18 protein-coding genes are annotated in these 17038 nt (G+C 54.9%); 13 read left to right on the top strand and 5 right to left on the bottom strand.

Going from position 1 to position 17038, the window contains the following annotated elements; genetic code table 11:
- On the bottom strand, positions 1–2318 hold a 2318-nt coding region (locus LIO98_RS03970; protein ID WP_291953491.1), incomplete at its 3' end, for an Ig-like domain-containing protein.
- 563 nt (positions 2319–2881) lie between these two features.
- Here LIO98_RS03970 and LIO98_RS03965 point away from each other — a divergent pair.
- Both LIO98_RS03965 and LIO98_RS03960 read left to right on the top strand, forming a co-directional pair.
- On the top strand, positions 2882–3310 hold the full coding sequence (locus LIO98_RS03965; RefSeq protein ID WP_291953490.1) for an OmpH family outer membrane protein: 429 nt from the start codon (positions 2882–2884) through the stop codon (positions 3308–3310).
- A gap of 110 nt (positions 3311–3420) precedes the next feature.
- Positions 3421–3918 (top strand): adenosine-specific kinase, encoded by a 498-nt coding sequence (locus tag LIO98_RS03960; protein ID WP_291953489.1) that lies wholly within the window; start codon positions 3421–3423, stop codon positions 3916–3918.
- A gap of 98 nt (positions 3919–4016) precedes the next feature.
- Here the strand turns inward: LIO98_RS03960 and LIO98_RS03955 are convergent, their stop codons facing one another.
- Positions 4017–4580: a flavodoxin family protein gene (locus LIO98_RS03955; protein ID WP_291953488.1), complete on the bottom strand. Its 564-nt coding sequence runs from the start codon at positions 4578–4580 to the stop codon at positions 4017–4019.
- A gap of 120 nt (positions 4581–4700) precedes the next feature.
- On the opposite strand from LIO98_RS03955, the gene LIO98_RS03950 reads away from it, so the two are divergent.
- Positions 4701–5042, top strand: a complete 342-nt coding sequence (locus LIO98_RS03950; protein ID WP_291953487.1) for a helix-turn-helix domain-containing protein — start codon at positions 4701–4703, stop codon at positions 5040–5042.
- Positions 5043–5050: 8 nt separating this feature from the next.
- Here LIO98_RS03950 and LIO98_RS03945 read toward each other — a convergent pair whose 3' ends face one another.
- A complete protein-coding gene (locus LIO98_RS03945; RefSeq protein ID WP_291953486.1) occupies positions 5051–6439 on the bottom strand; it encodes a sodium:solute symporter family protein in 1389 nt (462 codons plus the stop codon).
- 162 nt (positions 6440–6601) lie between these two features.
- On the opposite strand from LIO98_RS03945, the gene LIO98_RS03940 reads away from it, so the two are divergent.
- The 6 genes from LIO98_RS03940 to radA are packed head-to-tail and all read left to right on the top strand — an operon-like array spanning position 6602 to position 11182.
- Positions 6602–6964 (top strand): DRTGG domain-containing protein, encoded by a 363-nt coding sequence (locus tag LIO98_RS03940; protein ID WP_291953485.1) that lies wholly within the window; start codon positions 6602–6604, stop codon positions 6962–6964.
- 3 nt (positions 6965–6967) lie between these two features.
- Entirely contained in the window at positions 6968–7399 is a 432-nt protein-coding gene (locus LIO98_RS03935) for an ATP-binding protein (protein WP_066746008.1), read from the top strand.
- A gap of 20 nt (positions 7400–7419) precedes the next feature.
- On the top strand, positions 7420–8736 hold the full coding sequence (locus LIO98_RS03930; protein WP_291953484.1) for a [Fe-Fe] hydrogenase large subunit C-terminal domain-containing protein: 1317 nt from the start codon (positions 7420–7422) through the stop codon (positions 8734–8736).
- A complete protein-coding gene (locus tag LIO98_RS03925) occupies positions 8733–9068 on the top strand; it encodes a serine kinase (RefSeq protein WP_291953483.1) in 336 nt (111 codons plus the stop codon). The genes LIO98_RS03930 and LIO98_RS03925 overlap by 4 nt, the downstream gene beginning before the upstream one ends.
- 4 nt (positions 9069–9072) lie before the next feature.
- Positions 9073–9822 (top strand): PHP domain-containing protein, encoded by a 750-nt coding sequence (locus LIO98_RS03920; protein ID WP_291953482.1) that lies wholly within the window; start codon positions 9073–9075, stop codon positions 9820–9822.
- A 7-nt stretch (positions 9823–9829) separates the two neighbouring features.
- Positions 9830–11182, top strand: a complete 1353-nt coding sequence (gene radA / locus LIO98_RS03915; protein WP_291953481.1) for a DNA repair protein RadA — start codon at positions 9830–9832, stop codon at positions 11180–11182.
- Between the two features lie 81 nt (positions 11183–11263).
- Here the strand turns inward: radA and LIO98_RS03910 are convergent, their stop codons facing one another.
- On the bottom strand, positions 11264–12433 hold the full coding sequence (locus LIO98_RS03910) for a pyridoxal phosphate-dependent aminotransferase (RefSeq protein ID WP_291953480.1): 1170 nt from the start codon (positions 12431–12433) through the stop codon (positions 11264–11266).
- A 267-nt stretch (positions 12434–12700) separates the two neighbouring features.
- Here LIO98_RS03910 and raiA point away from each other — a divergent pair, with 267 nt between their 5' ends.
- Positions 12701–13246, top strand: a complete 546-nt coding sequence (gene raiA / locus LIO98_RS03905) for a ribosome-associated translation inhibitor RaiA (RefSeq protein ID WP_291953479.1) — start codon at positions 12701–12703, stop codon at positions 13244–13246.
- Positions 13247–13375: 129 nt separating this feature from the next.
- On the opposite strand, the gene LIO98_RS03900 is transcribed toward raiA, so the two are convergent.
- Positions 13376–14242, bottom strand: coding sequence for a LysR family transcriptional regulator (locus LIO98_RS03900; RefSeq protein ID WP_291953478.1), 867 nt, complete (start codon positions 14240–14242; stop codon positions 13376–13378).
- 154 nt (positions 14243–14396) lie between these two features.
- Between LIO98_RS03900 and LIO98_RS03895 the strand changes: the two genes are divergently transcribed.
- Genes LIO98_RS03895 through LIO98_RS03885 form a run of 3 tightly spaced genes read left to right on the top strand, consistent with a single transcriptional unit; the run spans position 14397 to position 16785 of the window.
- Positions 14397–15605 carry a M20/M25/M40 family metallo-hydrolase gene (locus tag LIO98_RS03895; protein WP_291953477.1) on the top strand — a complete coding sequence of 403 codons (1209 nt, stop codon included), beginning with the start codon at positions 14397–14399 and terminating at the stop codon, positions 15603–15605.
- Between the two features lie 23 nt (positions 15606–15628).
- Positions 15629–16294 carry a nucleoside recognition domain-containing protein gene (locus tag LIO98_RS03890; RefSeq protein WP_291953476.1) on the top strand — a complete coding sequence of 222 codons (666 nt, stop codon included), beginning with the start codon at positions 15629–15631 and terminating at the stop codon, positions 16292–16294.
- Positions 16291–16785: a nucleoside recognition domain-containing protein gene (locus LIO98_RS03885; RefSeq protein ID WP_291953475.1), complete on the top strand. Its 495-nt coding sequence runs from the start codon at positions 16291–16293 to the stop codon at positions 16783–16785. The genes LIO98_RS03890 and LIO98_RS03885 overlap by 4 nt, the downstream gene beginning before the upstream one ends.
- Positions 16786–17038 lie beyond the last annotated feature (253 nt).

The following is a 17038-nucleotide window of genomic DNA, read 5'->3' as shown; positions in this document are numbered from 1 at the left end:
TCGGCGCTCCCGGGCTGTACGGCCTTCGCGTCGGCGCTGATGTTGTCCGGCAGGGCCTTGTCAAAGCTCAGACGGCCAAGCGCGTCATAGACGGCGAACTCCTCCGTGGTATTCGGCTCGACGACGAGGACGCCGGAGCCGTCGGCGTCAGTGCGTGTCTTATCCGTGACGTCGGGAGAGGCGGGCTTGGGGAGGATGGTGAAGTCCTTGATTACCGTGCCTGAGTAGTAATTACTCTTTATGCCCGTCACCGTCGCCGTCGCTTCTCCGACCTCAGTGTTGTCGTCATAGACTAAGGTATAATCGCTGCTTTCGACGAGGGTATCGCCGCTGACAGTGACCGTTACCTTCGGTTCTTTTTTATTCCCGTCGTAGATGAAGACGTCCGGCGAGAGCGTAACGTCCGGGCTTTCGATTTTCTGGAAGACGGTCACATCACAGCTGGCGGTGACGCCTCTGGCGGAGGCGGTGATCGTCGCTTTGCCTCTTTTGACGGCGGTCACTTCACCCTTATTATCGACCGCGGTGATGTCAGTGCTCGTACTCTTCCATTTGATCTCATCTTTCGCGTCAACCGGCTCAACAGAGGCGATGAGTATTTGTTTTTCCCCGACCGTCAGCTCCAGCGTCGTATTGTCGAGGCTGATGCTGCTGACGGCGACGGAGAAGGCGAGGGGGGCGGCGGCGCAGCCTGCGGCGATCGGTTTGGGGTCGCTCCTGAGGCTGCCGAAATCGGTGGCGCGGAGGTCGATGTCGAAGCTCACCGCCGTCACGCCGATTTTTTTGCCGGAGACGGCGCAGGGCCAGCCTCTGGAGATACCGGCGATATCCGGCGAGGCGACATAGATGTCGCCGCTGACGGAGAGGTAGCCCGTCATATCGTCCGCCTTGCCCGGGTAGGAGACCAGGGCGGGGGCGTAGCCGCCAAGCGCCACGGGGAGCGTCCGCTTCGCGGGCAGGACGGTAGTGACGGCCATTTGCATCTCCGCCGCGTCGAGGGAGGCGACGTCGGCGCTGACGGCGTCCGTGCCCTTGTCGCCGGAGCCAACGGCCTCAAAATCGCCGGAGACGGGCCAGCAGCTGTTGGATATGTTTACCCCATTTGGGTTATCTGTGGTGGTGTTGTATCCCGCGATGCCGCCCGCGGCGTCTTCGGTGCCGGAGGCCGAGACCTCGCCGCCGCCGTAGGCGCAGTTGGTTATCGTGCCTTTATTGTTGTATCCCGCGATACCGCCAGCGCGGTTGTAGCCACTGCCGCCGGAGGCTGTGACCTTGCCGCCGTAGTGGGCGCAGTTGGTTATTGTGCTGTCGTTTGTGCCGTCGCTAAAGTTGTATCCCACGATACCGCCCGCGCGGTTCCTGGCGCCGCCTGACGCCGAGACATCGCCGTAGTGGGCGCAGTTGGTTATCCTGCCGTTGTTGTATCCCGCGATACCGCCCATGTTTTTGCTGCCGCTGCCGGAGGCTGTGACCTTGCCGCCGTAGTGGGCACAGTTGATTATCGTGCCGTCTGGGCTGTTGGTTCCCGCGATACCGCCCATGTTTTTGTTGCTGCTGCCGGAGTCCGAGACCTCGCCGCCGTAGTGGGCACAGTTGATTATCGTGCCGTCTGGGCTGTTGACTCCCGCGATACCGCCCGCGTGGTTTGTGTATGATGAGAAATCGCGGGAGGTCAAGACATCACCGTCATAGTGGGCGCAGTTGATTATCTTGCCGTCGTTGTCTCCCGTGATACCGCCCGCGTAGTTGTTTTCGCCGCCGGAGGCGGAGACGTCGCCGCCGTAGTGGGCGCAGTCCGTAATCGTGCCTTTGTCGTTGTCTCCCGCGATACCGCCCGCGTAGTTTTGGAAGCCGTAGGAGATCGAGACCTCGCCGTTGTTGGCGCAGCCGGTTATCGTGCCGCTGTCGTTGTCTCCCGCGATACCGCCCGCGTAGCTGTTGTGGTCGCCGCCGCCGCCGGAGGCCGAGACCTCGCCGCCGCTGACGCAGTCCGATATCGTGCCGCCGTTGTTACGTCCCGCGATACCGCCCGCGTGGATATCGATGCCATCGTTGCCGATGTCAACGCTGACGACGCCGCTGACGGTGAGGCCGCGGATCTTGGCACTTTGGCCGGCGAGGCCGAAGAAGCCCGCGGCGAGGCTGCCGTCTTTGTCCGCGCTCACCGCGTCGGCGGAGGCGACGATGTAGCCGCTCACGGTGAAGCCGCCGCCGTCGAAGCTGCCGGCGTAGCCGTTGGGTGTCTTATCTGTGTATTGGCCGACGGGTATCCATTCCGAGGGGCTGCCGTCGCTGTCCGATAGGTCGATGTCGTTCATGAGTTTCGCGTTGATGTCCGCGCTGCCAGCGTTGACGGCGTCGCGGAAGCTGATGAGGTCGCCGCTGGTGGCGATCTGACGGACGTCGTCGTTATTCGGGGGTGGATTGCCGTCGTCCGCCCATGAGAGGGAGAGCGTAGCGAACGCCGTGAAGATAAGTAAGAGTAAAAAAAACGTTAACTGTAACTTATGATTAGTCTTGTGGGGGGGGCAACCTAAGTTTCTTGGCGTCCGCGCCGCCGTCTGTTTCGCACATTGTCTTGTCCTCCTTAACGGAATAATTCATTTTATTATACAGTAATAATACCTAAAAATTCCTCACGTAAAATATTTTGACGTGTTTTTTATGAAAAAGAGCCGAAACGCGTCAGGCGGCGGAGGATGGGAGATAGACCGGCGCTTTGCTATTAGCTTATAAACGCCGATTTATATCGTTCATGATGTGTTTGCCCTGATATCACAGATTATGCGTGGACTTTATGGGAAAAACAATGTAAAATACTCAGGTCAGGCAGTCAGAGGTTATTTGAAAAATACCCCTGCGAACAAGAGGAGGAAATTCAATGGTTTCGAGAAAGACAGTTTTAGTATCAATTTTAGCTGTGACAGCCGCTCTGTTTATGGCAGGTTCGGCCTTTGCAGCTGATGTGATCGGTACGATAAGCACACAGAAGATCATGCTCCAGCATCCTAAGTTTGAGCAGGTCCAGAAGCAGCTCAAGGACATCACCGCGAGCAAGCAGAAGGAAGCCCAGACGGCGATAGACAAGGAATCAGACGATAAGAAAAAGGCCCAGATCTACCAGTCGAAGCGCCAGGAGCTTGCGAAGGAAGAGCAGAAGCTCATGGAGCCGCTCTTCAAGGATATCAACCTTGCGATCAGGACTGTGGCGAACCAGAAGAAGCTCACCGTCGTCGTGGACAAGGAAGCGGTATTCTACGGCGGTATCGATATCACGGACGCGGTGATCGCGGAGCTCAAGAAGAAGTAACGGAACGAACTGTCAGTCCGCGGCGGCCTTAGCGATGGGGCCGCCGCTTTTTTATTGTGGGGAAGATGCTATACTAATGGAGGTAAAGAATATTTTCGGAGGTGTTTTTTATGGCTGAGAATCTGAATATAGGTATCGTGCAGGTGGATATTCCCGAAGATGCGAACGTCATCGTGGGGCAGAGCCATTTTATAAAAACGGTGGAGGATCTCTATGAGGCGATGGTGACTGCCGCTCCCTGTTTTGAGTTCGGCATTGCCTTCTGCGAGGCCTCTGGAGACTGCCTCATCCGCCACGATGGGAACAACGCCGAGATGGAGCAGGCCGCGGTGGAGAACGCGAAGAGGATAAACGCGGGCCATGTTTTTATTATCGTGATGCGCAAGGGCTATCCCATCAATGTGCTGAACAGGATAAAGGATACGCAGGAGGTCTGCCGCATCTTTGCCGCGACGGCGAATCCGCTGCAGCTGCTGGTCGCCGAGAGCGGGCAGGGGCGCGGCGTGCTGGGCGTGATCGACGGCTTTACGACGAAGGGCGTTGAGGACGAGAAGGGCCAGGAATGGCGCAGGATGCTGCTGAGGGATATCATCGGATATAAGAGGTAAGCGCCGTCCCGCGCGGCGTACGCGCCACCGTTAAAGATAAAAACAGGCCCCGGCTTCACTGTGAAGCGGGGCATGTTTCGTTTTTCTTATATGTGTCTTTAGAGCCCTCTGCCAAGTTCCTTCGCCGCTTCGAGCCAGGCGGCTCCCTTCTCTTCCATCTCACCGCGCGTATAGATTCCGTGCGCGCAGACCTCGCCGGCGTTTTCCCAGCCGAGGTAATTGGCCGTAAGGCGGTAGGTTGCCCGCAGTCCGTCGAAAACTTCCGCCTCGTTGTCTCCCGCTACTGAGAGGAGGAGCGTCTTTTTGCCTTTGAGTCCGCGCGGGGCCTCTTTGGCGTAGAAGGGCAGCAGCCGGTCGAATACCGGCTTGATCTGCGCCGGCCAGGTGAAGAAGTAGAGCGGCGAGACGAGGGCGACGACATCCGCCGCCTCGATATCCGCGTAGACTTTATCCATGTCGTCGCGCTGAATGCAGGGCGTCCCCGCGCTCCAGCAGCGGCGGCAGTCGATGCAGCCCTTGAGGGTCATTCCGGCCAGACGGACCTTTCTCACCTCATAACCCTTTTCCGCCGCGCCCGCGGCGAGGGCGTCGGCCAGCGTCTCGGAGTTGCCGCCTTTTCTCGGGCTGCCCAGAAGCATCGTCAGTATTTTTTTCTCTCCCATAATCGATTCCTCCCATAAGATTATTTTTACTTTGTCTGTTATGGCATAAGTCTATATAATGGGAGAGGTAAAAACAAGAACGCAATATTTTTTCAGTTACTATACAAAAGGTGAGTGACGATGGCAGTAAACAAAAATTGCGTCGCGCCGGGAGAGCTGCTGAAGGATACTCATTTTGGCTACACGCTCTCTATACTCGGCGGGAAACATAAGATGATCATCATCTACCTGATCGCGCAGAGGGATAATAATATCCGCTTCAACGAACTGCACCGCGAGATGGGCGGCGTCTCTTACAGGGCGCTGAGCATGGCGCTGAAGGAGCTTGCGGCCTCAGGCATCGTAGAGCGGCGCGAGTATCCGCAGGTGCCGCCGAAGGTGGAGTATTCCCTCACGGAAAAAGGGCTCTCATTGCTTCCGATCATGGACGCCATGTGTCTCTGGGGCAGGGAACACAGCTGAGAAACCTTTTATAAGGGCAATTCCCTTTTTCCGAAGATGATTCCCGCCGCCACGCACAGCGCCGAGACCGCTAGTCCGGCGAAGAGCGGGTCCTGAGGCAGTCCCGCCGCCGCCCACAACAGCATTCCCGCGAGTCCTCCGATGCTGGAGGCGAGCGCCCAGGGCGGAGAGAGGAAGCCTGGTTTGAGCACCGCGAGCACGAAGGGGAAGAAAGTTCCCGCGCCGCGCAGCCCCATGCTTACGAAGCTCCATTCCAATATCATCGAACCGGCGCCGCCGACGCCGGAGAGCGCCGCGAGGATTATCATCAATATTACGAGCCCCTGCTGTATGGCGCTGTCTTTTGAGGCGTATCTTTCCATTATCCTTTTGGGGATGAAGTTCTTTGTTATATTGGTGGCGATGCCGAGAATAAGGCCCGCCGCGCAGCCGACGACGGTGATGAGGACGCCGCCCCAGATCAGCCCGCCAAAGAGAGGCGGAAAAGAGTCCATGATGAACCACGACAGCACCCTGTCGGGGGCGATCTCGACGCCGCTTGCGCGCACGGAGAGTCCTATCCAGGCTCCGAGGAGCCCCATCGGCGGCATCAGCACCGCGGAGGCGAAGGCTCCCGTCCGGGCCGCCGCGGCGTCTTTGGCCGCCGCGAACGACTGTATGTATATCTGTGTCGTGAAGACGCCGACGATCATCGAGGCGAGGTATCCAAGTTCGGGGAAGAAACCGCGCCCGAAGAGGTTGAACCACGGATGGAAGCCCAGCGTCTTTGTCGTGGCGGCGAAACCGCCGCCGTGATAATATGCCGCTCCCGCGCAGATCACGAGCACTATGTAAAGGATGAATATTTTTGCCGTGCCGAGGGTGGAGAAGCTCTTCATCCCGCCGGCGGCGATAAAGCCCCATATCGAGAGGGCGGCGACGATGGTGGCGCTCCACGCTGGAAGCGGCAGCACGCCGCGTATCAGCGCGAGGCAGGCGAGGAACTGCGCGCAGATGGAGATGAAGGTGCCGACCGACGAGGAGATGGTGGCGGTAAAGGCGATCGCCGCGCCGCAGCGGGAGCCGCCGTAGCTTCTTTCAAGGTAGTCGGCGATCGTCGTTATCTCCGAGCTGCGCAGCGGCACCGCGAAACGCAGCCCCAGAAGCAGGCAGCCGATGCCGCCGCCGAGGGTGAACCACCAGGCCGTCATGCCGTAGGTATAGGCCATCTGGACGGTCCCCACGGTAGAGGCGCCGCCGACGAGCGCGCCGAGCAGTATCCCCGTGACGCCCGTCGCCCCGGCCCTTCGTCCGCCAAGGCTATAGTCTTTTTTACCGGCGCCCCTGCTGCCGATAACGATGCCCGTTCCGACAAAGATGGCGAGCAAAGCAAAGGCGGAAATATAGAATAAGAACATAAAAATCACTTCCTCTTAGGTTTCGCCCATATATTACTACATTTATTGTGAATAGTGGCATCTATGCGCACTTGTTTTTCTCTCCTCTCTTTGTTATTCTTTACACAATGAGTTTGTACTCTCTCTATAGCATACAAATAAAGTTTTCAGGGGGCAGAGAAGATGACTTTGCAAGAATTGGCATCATTACTTGATGCTAAAAATATTTCAACATCGGACGATCTTAACAGTATTGTGGTAAACAACGCCTATGCATGTGATCTTATGAGCGATGTGCTCGCATTCTGCACGCCGGGCTCGCTACTTCTGACCGGGCTGACAAACGTGCAGATCGTGCGCACCGCGCAGATGCTCGACATCCCCGCCATCGTATTCGTGCGCGGAAAGGTCCCGCTTGAAGAGACCGTTCAGCTGGCGAAAGATAACGGGATCCCTATTCTCCTTACAAGATACAGTATGTTTGAAGCCTGTGGCGTCCTCTATGAGAAGGGTATGAAACCGAGCATACAGATTCAGGAGATGTAAAATATGGGAGCCCCTGTCTGTCTTGAATACAGAATTGAGGGGAACGATTTTATGGTTGCCGGCGCAGCCTCGAATAATATAAAAAATACCCTCAAAATGTTAGGAATAGCTTCCGATGTCTGCAGGCGTGTCGCGATCATCACCTACGAAGCCGAGATCAATCTGGTGATCCACGCCGGCGGCGGAACTCTGCAGGCGATGATATCGGAGGATCATGTGGATCTGGTGGTTAAAGACGAAGGTCCCGGAATCGCCGACATCAGCAAGGCGATGACCGCTGGCTACAGCACGGCGACGGAGCAGGCCCGGGAAATGGGTTTCGGCGCCGGCATGGGACTGCCGAACATAAAGCGCAACAGTGATACATTTGAAATAGAATCAGAGGTAGGTAAGGGAACTACGCTCAGAAGTACGGTGTTTTTTAATAAAAATTAAAGGCAAAGGGGTGAGTGCCAATGCTCCACAGCGTTAAAATCTCCAGAGAGGCGTGTCAGGGATGTGTAAACTGCATCAGGGTATGTCCAGCCGAAGCCATCCGAATCGTTGACGGTGAGATCAGCATTATCGGGGAGTTATGTATCGACTGCGGCGAATGCTTACGTTCCTGCCACCGGCAGGCGCTCGGCATAGAGGAGGACGACTGGAACCGCCTAAAGGAAACCTCACGGGTTTCACTGGTCCCCGACCCCGTTTTTTTCTCGCAGTTCAGCCATTACATGAATCCGTCCCAGCTTGAAGAGGTCCTCTGCTCCCTTGATTTCAATGTACTGATCGACGAGGTGGAAGAGGCTTTCGATCTTTGCGCCTACGCGACCGCGCAGATGATCGCGCGCACGCAGGGTTCTTCGCTCCCGCTCATATCCTGCTACTGCCCCTCCGTGCTGCGGCTCATACAGTCGCGTTTCCCCGAGCTGCTGTCGCGGGTCGTACATATATGTTCTCCGCTTGAGCTGGGGGCAGACCTCTGGCGCATGAGGACGAACAGCAGCGTGCCCGTGACGCTGCTTGCCCCCTGTTCTTCAAAGATCACGATGATCAAGGAGCCTCAGGGACGTGAACGCTCGCCGATAAACCACGCGGTCACTGTCCGCCGGGTGGCGCGCAGCATCATGGCGAGTAATGTCTCGCTGGGCACCGGACAGGCGCCGAAGGAGCGCAACAACCGCTGGGTGCAGTGGGCGCGGCGCGGCGGCGAAGCCCGCCATATTCAGGCGTTTTCCGAAAAGAAGCTGACGATGCTAGCCGTCTCCGGCATGAGGAACACTATAGACGTATTGCAGGAGCTCAAGCTTGGAAGGCTGCGTTCGGTGGACTTCATCGAATGCCGCGTCTGCGATACGGGCTGCATCGGCGGCATCGGCACGGCCGACTCGCGCTTCCTCGCTAACCTTAGACTCAATAACATGGAGACCAGCTGGAATATAACGCCAAAGGACCTGCGGCGTGTTGAAGAGCTCTACGCGATGGATTTCTGGTCCATCACCAAAGAATATCTGCCGCGCCCGCGTCTGCCGCTCTCCGACAATGTAGCGGACGCGATGGTGAAGCTCCAGCAGATGAAGGAGATATATTCCGGTCTGCCGCATATCGACTGCGGCTCCTGTGGGCGTCCCTCTTGCCAGGCGATGGCCGAGGAGATCGTGCGCGGCCACGGCTCGGTCACCGACTGCATCTTCAAGCTTCGCGAGGGTATCGCCTCGCTGGCCAATAAGATCGTGATTCTTTCGGAATCACAGCCTCAGACATTGAAGAGAAAGGGTGGAGCGAATTGACGATAGACGATATCTGCGCGGCGCTGGGCGGCGAACGGCAGTGCCAGGGAGACGGCGGACGCGAGGTCACGGAGGCTATAGCCGGTGATCTGCTGAGCTTTATAATGGGCGTCGCTCAGGAAGGCTCTCTATGGGTTACGATCCAGGCGCACCTGAATGTCGCCGCCGTCGCGGTGCTCAAGGATCTGCCGATGATCATCATCGCCTCTGGCCGCCGCGCGCCGGAGGATCTCATCGAACGCTGCAAAACGGAAAACATAACGATACTCTCCGTTCCTGAGAGCCTCTATGAAGTCTGCGCAAAACTCAGCGCGCTGGGAGTAAAGGGATAGAGTCTTGCTGAAACCCTTCTGGGTAGATCTTCATATACACACGCTGCTCTCTCCCTGCGGGGAGCTCGAAATGGGGGCCCCGGAGATCGTCGAACAGGCGCGCGAGGCGAAACTGGACATTATCGGCATTGCCGACCACAATACCTGTGAGAACTATCCCGGCATATATGGGGCCGCGGCGGGTTCGCCCGTCGTGCTTCCCTGTATCGAAACTCAGAGCGCGGAAGATATCCATATACTCTGTGTCTTTCCCGATTACGATACGGCCCTCGCCTATAAAGAATGGCTCTGGCAGCGCATCCGTCCGATCCCCAACGACGTCGAGCATTTCGGCTATCAGATCGTCGTCGACGCGAACAATGAGATTGTGAAAGAGGAAGAAACCTTCCTCATTCAGGGTGCGGGCTACGAAGTCGATCAGGTCGTCGCCAAGACGAAGGAGATGGGTGGCCTCGCGATTCTTGCCCATGTGGACCGTCCGGCCTTCTCATATCCGGCGGCGCTTGGTCCGATGCCTGAGGATTACCCCGTAGACGCCTTTGAGCTTTCCCGCCGTCTCAACCACGACGAGGCGCAAAGGTGGCGTGAGCAATATCCGGAGCGTACCTTCATAAGATCGTCCGACTCACACATGCTGGAAACGCTGTCGCGCGCCAACTGTACGAAAATGATGCTTGAGGAACCGACCTTTGAAGAGATAAAAAAAGCTATACGCGGAGAGGACGGCCGGCGTATTTCGTGGCCGTGGGGTTAAAATAAGAATGGCAAAAAAAGAGATAAATAGTTACAGGTGCTCCGAGTGCGGATACCGCAGCACGACGATGATGGGACGCTGCCCCAAATGCGGCTCCTGGGGCACGATGGAGGATGATACTCCCATACAGACGGTCAAGGGCGGGCTTGTGGCGGCGGCGAAGGCCGCCCTTCCCATATCCGGACTTGAAGTCGAAGAACCGGAGCGGATACTCTCCGGCATCGAGGAACTGGACCGCGTGCTTGGCGGCGGCTGGGTGCAGGGCGGCGTCATGCTGCTTGGCGGCGAACCGGGAGTGGGGAAATCCACCCTTCTGCTGCAGGTATGTGCCGAGATGGCGAAACGCGGCAGCCGCGTGCTCTACATATCGGGGGAGGAATCCTCCGGACAGCTGGCGCTGCGCGGCCGGAGGCTCGGACTCATGACGCAGGGGCTGGATCTGCTATGTGAGAGCGACCTTCCCTCGTCGCTCGCGGCGGCGGAAAGCCACGGATATAAATTTATGGTCATAGACAGCGTGCAGGCCTTCCGCGCCGACAGCGAAAGCGGCTGGGCCGGCTCGCCGAGCCAAGTCAAAGGCGTCGCCGCGATGGCCGTCGAGACGGCGAAACGCTGCGGCATACCGACCGTACTGGTCGGTCATATAACCAAGCAGGGGCAGATTGCGGGGCCAAAGCTGCTTGAGCACCTCGTCGACGTGGTGCTGCTCTTCTCAGGCGAGCAAAACTCGCCCAACCGCCTGCTGCGGGCGGAGAAAAACCGTTACGGCAGCACGGAGGAGCTGGGGATATTTGAGATGTCGGAGCGCGGCCTCTCCGCGGTGAACGACCCGAGCAGGCTCTATTGGAACGGCACCGATCTCGGAAGTTCCGGGGTGTCGATCTCAATGGTGCTGGAGGGTTCCCGCGCCCTTGCGGCTGAGATACAGGCGCTTGGCTGCGTCACGCCGTTCCCATATCCGAAACGTACCGCGCGCGGCATCGACATCAGCCGTCTGCAGCTTCTTCTCGCGGTGCTTGAACGCCGCTGCGGCATTCCATCGCGCACGAGCGACATCTATCTGAACGTCGCCGGCGGGCTGCAGCTAAAAGACCCGGCGGCCGATTTGGGGATATGCGCCTCTCTGGCCTCCGCCGTCACGGATATAGAGCTACCCTCGGACGTCTGTTTCATCGGCGAAGTCGGCCTCGCGGGTGAGGTGCGGCCCTCAGGGCGCACGCTTATGCGCGTAAAAGAGGCGGCGCGCCTTGGCTTCAAACGCGCCGTGATAAGCCGCCGCACACCGAAGGATAACTATCCGATCGAAGTGTTGAAAATTTCATCGCTGCGGGAGATCGTCGACCTGTTCCTGAAGCGGTAGCGGCTACAGTCAAAAATAACTGACATTAAAAATAGCCCGCACAACCGCGCGGGCTATTTTCGTCCGTTATAGATTATCCTGCTATTTTTTGAGCCCTTCCAAAAATTCCTTCATCCGTGCCATACCCTCTTTGATGTTTTCCATCGAGCAGGCATAGGAGAGGCGCAGGAATCCGGGGGCGAAGAAAGCCGTACCCGGAACAGCGGCGACGTACTTTTCGTTGAGCAGCCTCTCGCAGAACTCCATGTCGTCGGGGATTGGGCATTTGCGTATGTCGACAAAGACATAGAAGGCGCCCTCCGGCTCCTTTACCGAGACGTAGGGCATTTCGCGGATGAGATCGACGATGACGCGGCGGCGCTTCGCGAACTCGTCGCGCATCGCGTCGACGTCGGCGTCGGCCTCTTTGACGGCGCCGCAGGCCGCCCACTGGGCGATCGAGCAGGCGTTGGAGGTGAGGTGCGTCTGCAGCGTGCTCATCTTCGCGATGATCTCTTTGGGGCCGAGCGCGTAGCCGATACGCCAGCCGGTCATCGCATAGGCCTTGCTGACGCCGTTTATTATCAGCACGCGGTCTTTGATCTCGGGAGCGACGTTGAGGATGTTCACATGCTTTGCGGGGGCGTAGGCAAAACGTTCGTATATTTCGTCAAAGATTATCCAGAGGTCCTTTTCCTTCGCGACCTCGGCGATCATCTTCATCGTCTCTTCGGGGTAGATGGCGCCCGTAGGGTTTGAGGGGGAGTTGAGGATGAGTCCCACCGTCTTCGGTCCGATGGCCGCGAGAAGGTTTTCCTTCGTCGGCAGCAGTCCGGTCGCGATGGTGTCGACGACCTTTTCCACGCCGCCGGCCATATGTATCTGTTCGACGTAGCTGACCCACGCGGGGGCGAAGAGGATCACCTCGTCGCCTTCGTCGACGAGCGCCTGCAGCGCTTCGTAGAGAAGGGGCTTCGCTCCGGGGGCGATGATGACCTCCGCCGGGGTGTAATCAAGGCCGAAACGCCTCTTATAGTAATTACAGACCTCCTGGCGCAGCTCTATTATGCCGGGGTTCAGCGTGTAGTGCGATTCGCCGCGGTTGATCGCGTCGATTCCCGCCTCGCGGGCGGACTTCGGCGAATTGAAGTCGGGTTCTCCCGCGCTGAAAGAGATGACGGGTTTGCCCTCGGCCTTCATGGTCTTCGCCTTACCTGAAATGCTCAGGGTAGCTGATGGTTTGATGTTCAGTATCTTCTTAGAAAACTTCACTTTTATAACCTCCATTCTTTAAATGGCAATAATGCAATCCTAAAACAAGAAACGCATAAAGTGCAGATATTATAATACTAAACCCTATCTTACGCCACTATTGCTTTTTACCTATTTTAAGATGGCTGTGTGATTAAATATAAACCTTTTGGCATTACTAATGTGACTAATATTTACACAATTTGCACATTTGAGCCTATTTGGATATCATGCTAGAATAATGGCAGTAACAGTAATATAAAGCACCATACGAATGGAGGAGTTGCTATGGAGGTACGTTTTGTCACGCGCAATGTTGAACTCCCCGGAGATATTAAGGATTATATGGAGAAGAAGCTTTTCAAGATCGAAAAGTTCTTTGACCGTATCCTGGACACTCAGGTCGCGCTCAACTACAAAAGAGGAATGAATGTGGTTGAGATTACCTCAAATGTAAACGGAGTCGTAATGCGCGGAGAGGATTACGCCCCTGACCTTCGCAAAGCCTTTGACAAGGCTCTCAAGAATATCGAGCGCCAGGTGAAAAAACATAAGAGCTATCTCACCGACAAGGTTCGCATGAAGGTACAGGAAATTTCCTTCGATATCGACCCTGAGCTTATCCCGGCCCCGGCGATGGATAAAGACGAGCCGGTGCGTGAAATCGTAAAAAGAAAGAAATTCACGGTGGATGTCATGACGCCGATCGAGGCTACGATGCAGATGGATCTGCTGGGCCATTCGTTCTTCCTCTTCAAGAACGACGAGACTGGCGCGATCAACGTCGTATACCGCAGGGAAGAGGGCGGCTACGGACTGCTCGAACCCAGATAGAATATAGCTCTTGCTTAAAAAATAATTATCAGGCGGCCCTTTCGTTCAGAGAGGGCCGCCCGCGTCATATAAGATACCTGCCAGTCGGTAATTGCAGCTGGCAGCCAGGACAAATAAGACATGCTGCTTTTAGTCGCTGTGCAGACGCTGAAAATAAAATTTTATGAAGTTAAGAAAAATTTGTGCCTCGGGACTTATTTTTTTCTTATCTGGCCAGGTTACGAATATATTACGCCGGCATGTTGGATTTTTTATATGCAGTAACTTTGCGCGGTGATGTCGTATCTTACCCCACGAAAGTTCCGGCCATAACGAGATGCCGAGGCCTGCTTCGACCAGATCTCTGATAACATGCGGATTATCGCTTTCAAACGCGATATTCGGGCTGTACCCACAAAGGTCAAAGAAATGAGAAGTTATTGTGCGCAAAGTATAGCCCTTGTTCAGCAGCATGAAATTTTCTTGTCTGAGATCTCTCAAATCTACCGAATCGTAGAGAGAAAAATGAGACGTCAGCGGCACCGCCAGCTTTATATCTTCTCCCAATACCAGAATCCCGTTATTTAATAATGTATCGGGAAGCGTCGACGTTATACATAGATCGAACTTTGTCGCCACGCTTTTTTGAATCAAATGGAAGTTTATGAGAGGATACTCTTTTTTAAATTTTAATAGAATGTCCGGCAGAAGAGACGAGGCTGTGAGAACGTTAAAAATAATCGTCGACTGCTTGGCTCCGGCGGCCACGCTCAGCTCGTTTTGCAGGTTGTCAAGGGTGCTCATTATTCCATTTAGCCTCTCCCGTAAAGCTTTGCCGGCATTGTTAAGGGTAACCCGTTTGCCCTTTCTTTCAAATACGCTGACGCCCAATTCCGTTTCAAGCATTTTTATCGCTTTACTGATTGAGGGCTGCGAAATGAGGAGTTCTTCAGCGGCCTTTGAAAAATTTTCGTATTTTGCTACCGTTAAAAAATAACGTAACTGAAAGAGCTCCATATTTGCCTCCTCATATTTCTATATAGATATTATCTATAAGTAATAGAGTCATTATATATTGGACAGGATGATTCTCCAAGAGTATTTTTTATATAGTTTCAGAAAGATGAAAAATAAAACTGGAATGTTACAAATATGAGGGGGAATGTAAAAGATGTATCAATGCGATATTGACAAGGCGGAGACAAGGCGACAGCTTTTTGAATTTATTGAGAACAGCCGGGAAGAGATGCTGGCTTTTTGGGAGGAGCTGGTAAATCACGAGGGCAGATATGACGAAGTCGCTCCGCTGACGGATACGGCCAATTTTTTAAAGCGCGCATTTGAGAAAGAGGGCTTTAAATGTCGGTTAGCCGATGCCGGCGATGGCTTCGCGCCGGTTTTGACCGGCGTCCTCGGAGAGGACAGGCCCTCCCGTCCGGTTATGTTTACCGGACACTATGATACGGTTTTTAAAAAGGGAACTTTCGGCGATGATCCATTTAAAATTGAAGATGGAAAGGCATATGGCCCCGGCGTTCTTGATATGAAGGGCGGTATCGCCATATCGCTGTTTTGCGCTAAGGCATTGAATCATATCGGATTTGACGCCTTGCCAATAAAAATCGCATTTGCGGGCGACGAAGAGGGCGACAGGACCGTAGCGCCCAATTCAACGGTTCAAATACTGTCGGATTATGCGAAGGGCGTGCTGTTTGCCTTTAACATGGAGACCGGCGTCGCAGACGGTGGGGTGTGTATCGGCAGGAAGGGCAGCGCCGATTATACCGTCTCCGTGAAAGGTGTCGCGAGCCATCCCGGTAACGCTTTTGCGAACGGCAGAAACGCCATCGAAGAGACCGCGCATAAAATTATTGAGATTCAGCAGCTTACCCCGAAGGACTATGGCTACACGGTCAGCGTTGATACCATAGAGGGCGGCGTTGCCTCCAACGCCATACCTGATTTCTGTAAAATAAAAATTGATACCAGAGCCAACACGCAAAAAGACGCCGCCCACATCAGGGAGAGCCTTGAGAAAATCTGTGCGAAAACCTACATCGACGGGACGTCGACGGAGCTGACGCTGGATGGGACGTTCCCTCCGTATGAGACTACGGACGGCGTTCTCGCGCTCTACGAGCATATCGTATATACGGCAAAAAAATATTCGCTGGATATCCCGTCGAAGAATCATCTCGGCGGAGCCTCGGACGCATCCAGAATCGGGGCCGTGGGAGTGCCCGTCCTCTGCTCATGCGGCGTGCCGGGGGCCGGGAATCATACCGGCTCGGAATACGCGCTTGTGGAGGGCTTCTTCGAGAGGACGAAACTTTTGTGTGCCTCGATCCTTGAAGCCGATGGCTTTCCTGACGGTAAGTAGTATATACGGGGAGGAATGTTACTATGTCTAACGCAGAGACAGAGAAGATCAAGGTAACTTCACAGGGATGGATATCCCTTGTAATAATGCTTTGTATGTTTTCGGGCCTATTCTCAAATCTTGACGGATCGCTGAAGTTTTTAAGAGTACTGGACCTTAACACCTTACTAGGTTCTTTTGGTACGATAAGTGACGCCGGTCTTAATTATATGGGAAAGGGTGGAAGCGGCGTGCGCGACGGTTTCCTTTTTGCCCTGTCGCTGGCGCCGGCGACCATCTTTTGTATGGCGGTAATTGAAGTATTCAGTAAAATGGGCGTTATGGAGGCCTTTCAAAAATCTTTCACTCCGATACTGAAACCGCTGCTTGGTATACGCGGCAGCTGCGGCCTTCCTTTCGTCAACTCCCTTAATAGTTCGGATGTAGCCGCTGTTCTTACCAAGCAGCTTTACGACAATGGGCAGATGACAGACGATGAACGAACGATACTTGTATCTTTCATGTATCCCTCGTCGGCTCCTATTACCAATATAATTTCCACACAGGCGCCGCTGCTGCCTATCGCCGTCATGGCCATAGGTCCGATGATACTTATCTTGCTGTTCTGTAAACTTGTAGGCGCGAATATAGTGCGTTTTATGATCGTATACAGGAATAAGAGGGAAAAAGCGGAGGAGGCTGCGATATGAGCGCTAATACGGCAAAGCCTGCGGAAAAAATAAATATTATAGAAACCTTCTTCGAGGGTTCAAGAAAAGGGTGGAACATCGCTATAAATACCATTATGCCTGCGATGGTATTGGGATATGTTTTGGTACAGGTCTTTACAGTCACCGGAATTATGGCGGTGCTGGGTAAAATATGCGGCCCGGTAATGGGACTTTTTGGTCTGCCGGGAGAGGCTGTTACCGTTTTGATCAGCGCATTTTTCGCCAAAGGAGCCGGCGCGGCCACGGCTTTTAACCTTTATCAGAACGGGGTGATAACCGCGGCCGAGGCCACCATCTGCGTCATGCCGGCGATGCTTATGGGAACGCTTGTCGGACATTATGCTCGTATAGTGCTTGTCTCTGAGACGAACAGCAAATACAGGCTGATAATGCTTGTCATTCCGCTCTTTGACGCCGCCCTTGGCATGCTGCTCATGCGCTTGTGCCTGACGCTGATGGGGTTGATGTAGCTTATATATCTTGATATTGATATGTATTCGCTGGATACCTAGACGGTCAATAAAAAAGCCCCCCGCCGGGGGCTTTTTTATTGTTTCCAGTTCGTATGTGCAGTCTGTCGCGATTTAATAAAAGTTGCGGAAGGAACGAGCCCCCTTCTCGCGGCCGCTGTCTGCCGTTTGCAGTAAATGATAACGGGCTGGGCCTGGTTCCAGACCGTAAAATTACCGTGCCTCACACCGCGCCACTTGACCTATCTGCGCA

The organism is Cloacibacillus sp. (assembly GCF_020860125.1).
Lineage (GTDB): Bacteria > Synergistota > Synergistia > Synergistales > Synergistaceae > Cloacibacillus.
This window is presented reverse-complemented; position numbering and strand designations above follow the sequence as displayed.

Excerpts from the sequence above, each read along its gene's own strand:
- LIO98_RS03900 (WP_291953478.1), bottom strand. The coding sequence starts at position 14,242 with ATGGAGCTCTTTCAGTTACGTTATTTTTTAACGGTAGCAAAATACGAA.
- LIO98_RS03895 (WP_291953477.1), top strand. The coding sequence starts at position 14,397 with ATGTATCAATGCGATATTGACAAGGCGGAGACAAGGCGACAGCTTTTT.
- LIO98_RS03890 (WP_291953476.1), top strand. The coding sequence starts at position 15,629 with ATGTCTAACGCAGAGACAGAGAAGATCAAGGTAACTTCACAGGGATGG.
- LIO98_RS03965 (WP_291953490.1), top strand. The coding sequence starts at position 2,882 with ATGGTTTCGAGAAAGACAGTTTTAGTATCAATTTTAGCTGTGACAGCC.
- LIO98_RS03940 (WP_291953485.1), top strand. The coding sequence starts at position 6,602 with ATGACTTTGCAAGAATTGGCATCATTACTTGATGCTAAAAATATTTCA.
- LIO98_RS03885 (WP_291953475.1), top strand. The coding sequence starts at position 16,291 with ATGAGCGCTAATACGGCAAAGCCTGCGGAAAAAATAAATATTATAGAA.
- LIO98_RS03955 (WP_291953488.1), bottom strand. The coding sequence starts at position 4,580 with ATGGGAGAGAAAAAAATACTGACGATGCTTCTGGGCAGCCCGAGAAAA.
- LIO98_RS03935 (WP_066746008.1), top strand. The coding sequence starts at position 6,968 with ATGGGAGCCCCTGTCTGTCTTGAATACAGAATTGAGGGGAACGATTTT.
- LIO98_RS03945 (WP_291953486.1), bottom strand. The coding sequence starts at position 6,439 with ATGTTCTTATTCTATATTTCCGCCTTTGCTTTGCTCGCCATCTTTGTC.
- raiA (WP_291953479.1), top strand. The coding sequence starts at position 12,701 with ATGGAGGTACGTTTTGTCACGCGCAATGTTGAACTCCCCGGAGATATT.
- LIO98_RS03960 (WP_291953489.1), top strand. The coding sequence starts at position 3,421 with ATGGCTGAGAATCTGAATATAGGTATCGTGCAGGTGGATATTCCCGAA.
- LIO98_RS03930 (WP_291953484.1), top strand. The coding sequence starts at position 7,420 with ATGCTCCACAGCGTTAAAATCTCCAGAGAGGCGTGTCAGGGATGTGTA.
- radA (WP_291953481.1), top strand. The coding sequence starts at position 9,830 with ATGGCAAAAAAAGAGATAAATAGTTACAGGTGCTCCGAGTGCGGATAC.
- LIO98_RS03950 (WP_291953487.1), top strand. The coding sequence starts at position 4,701 with ATGGCAGTAAACAAAAATTGCGTCGCGCCGGGAGAGCTGCTGAAGGAT.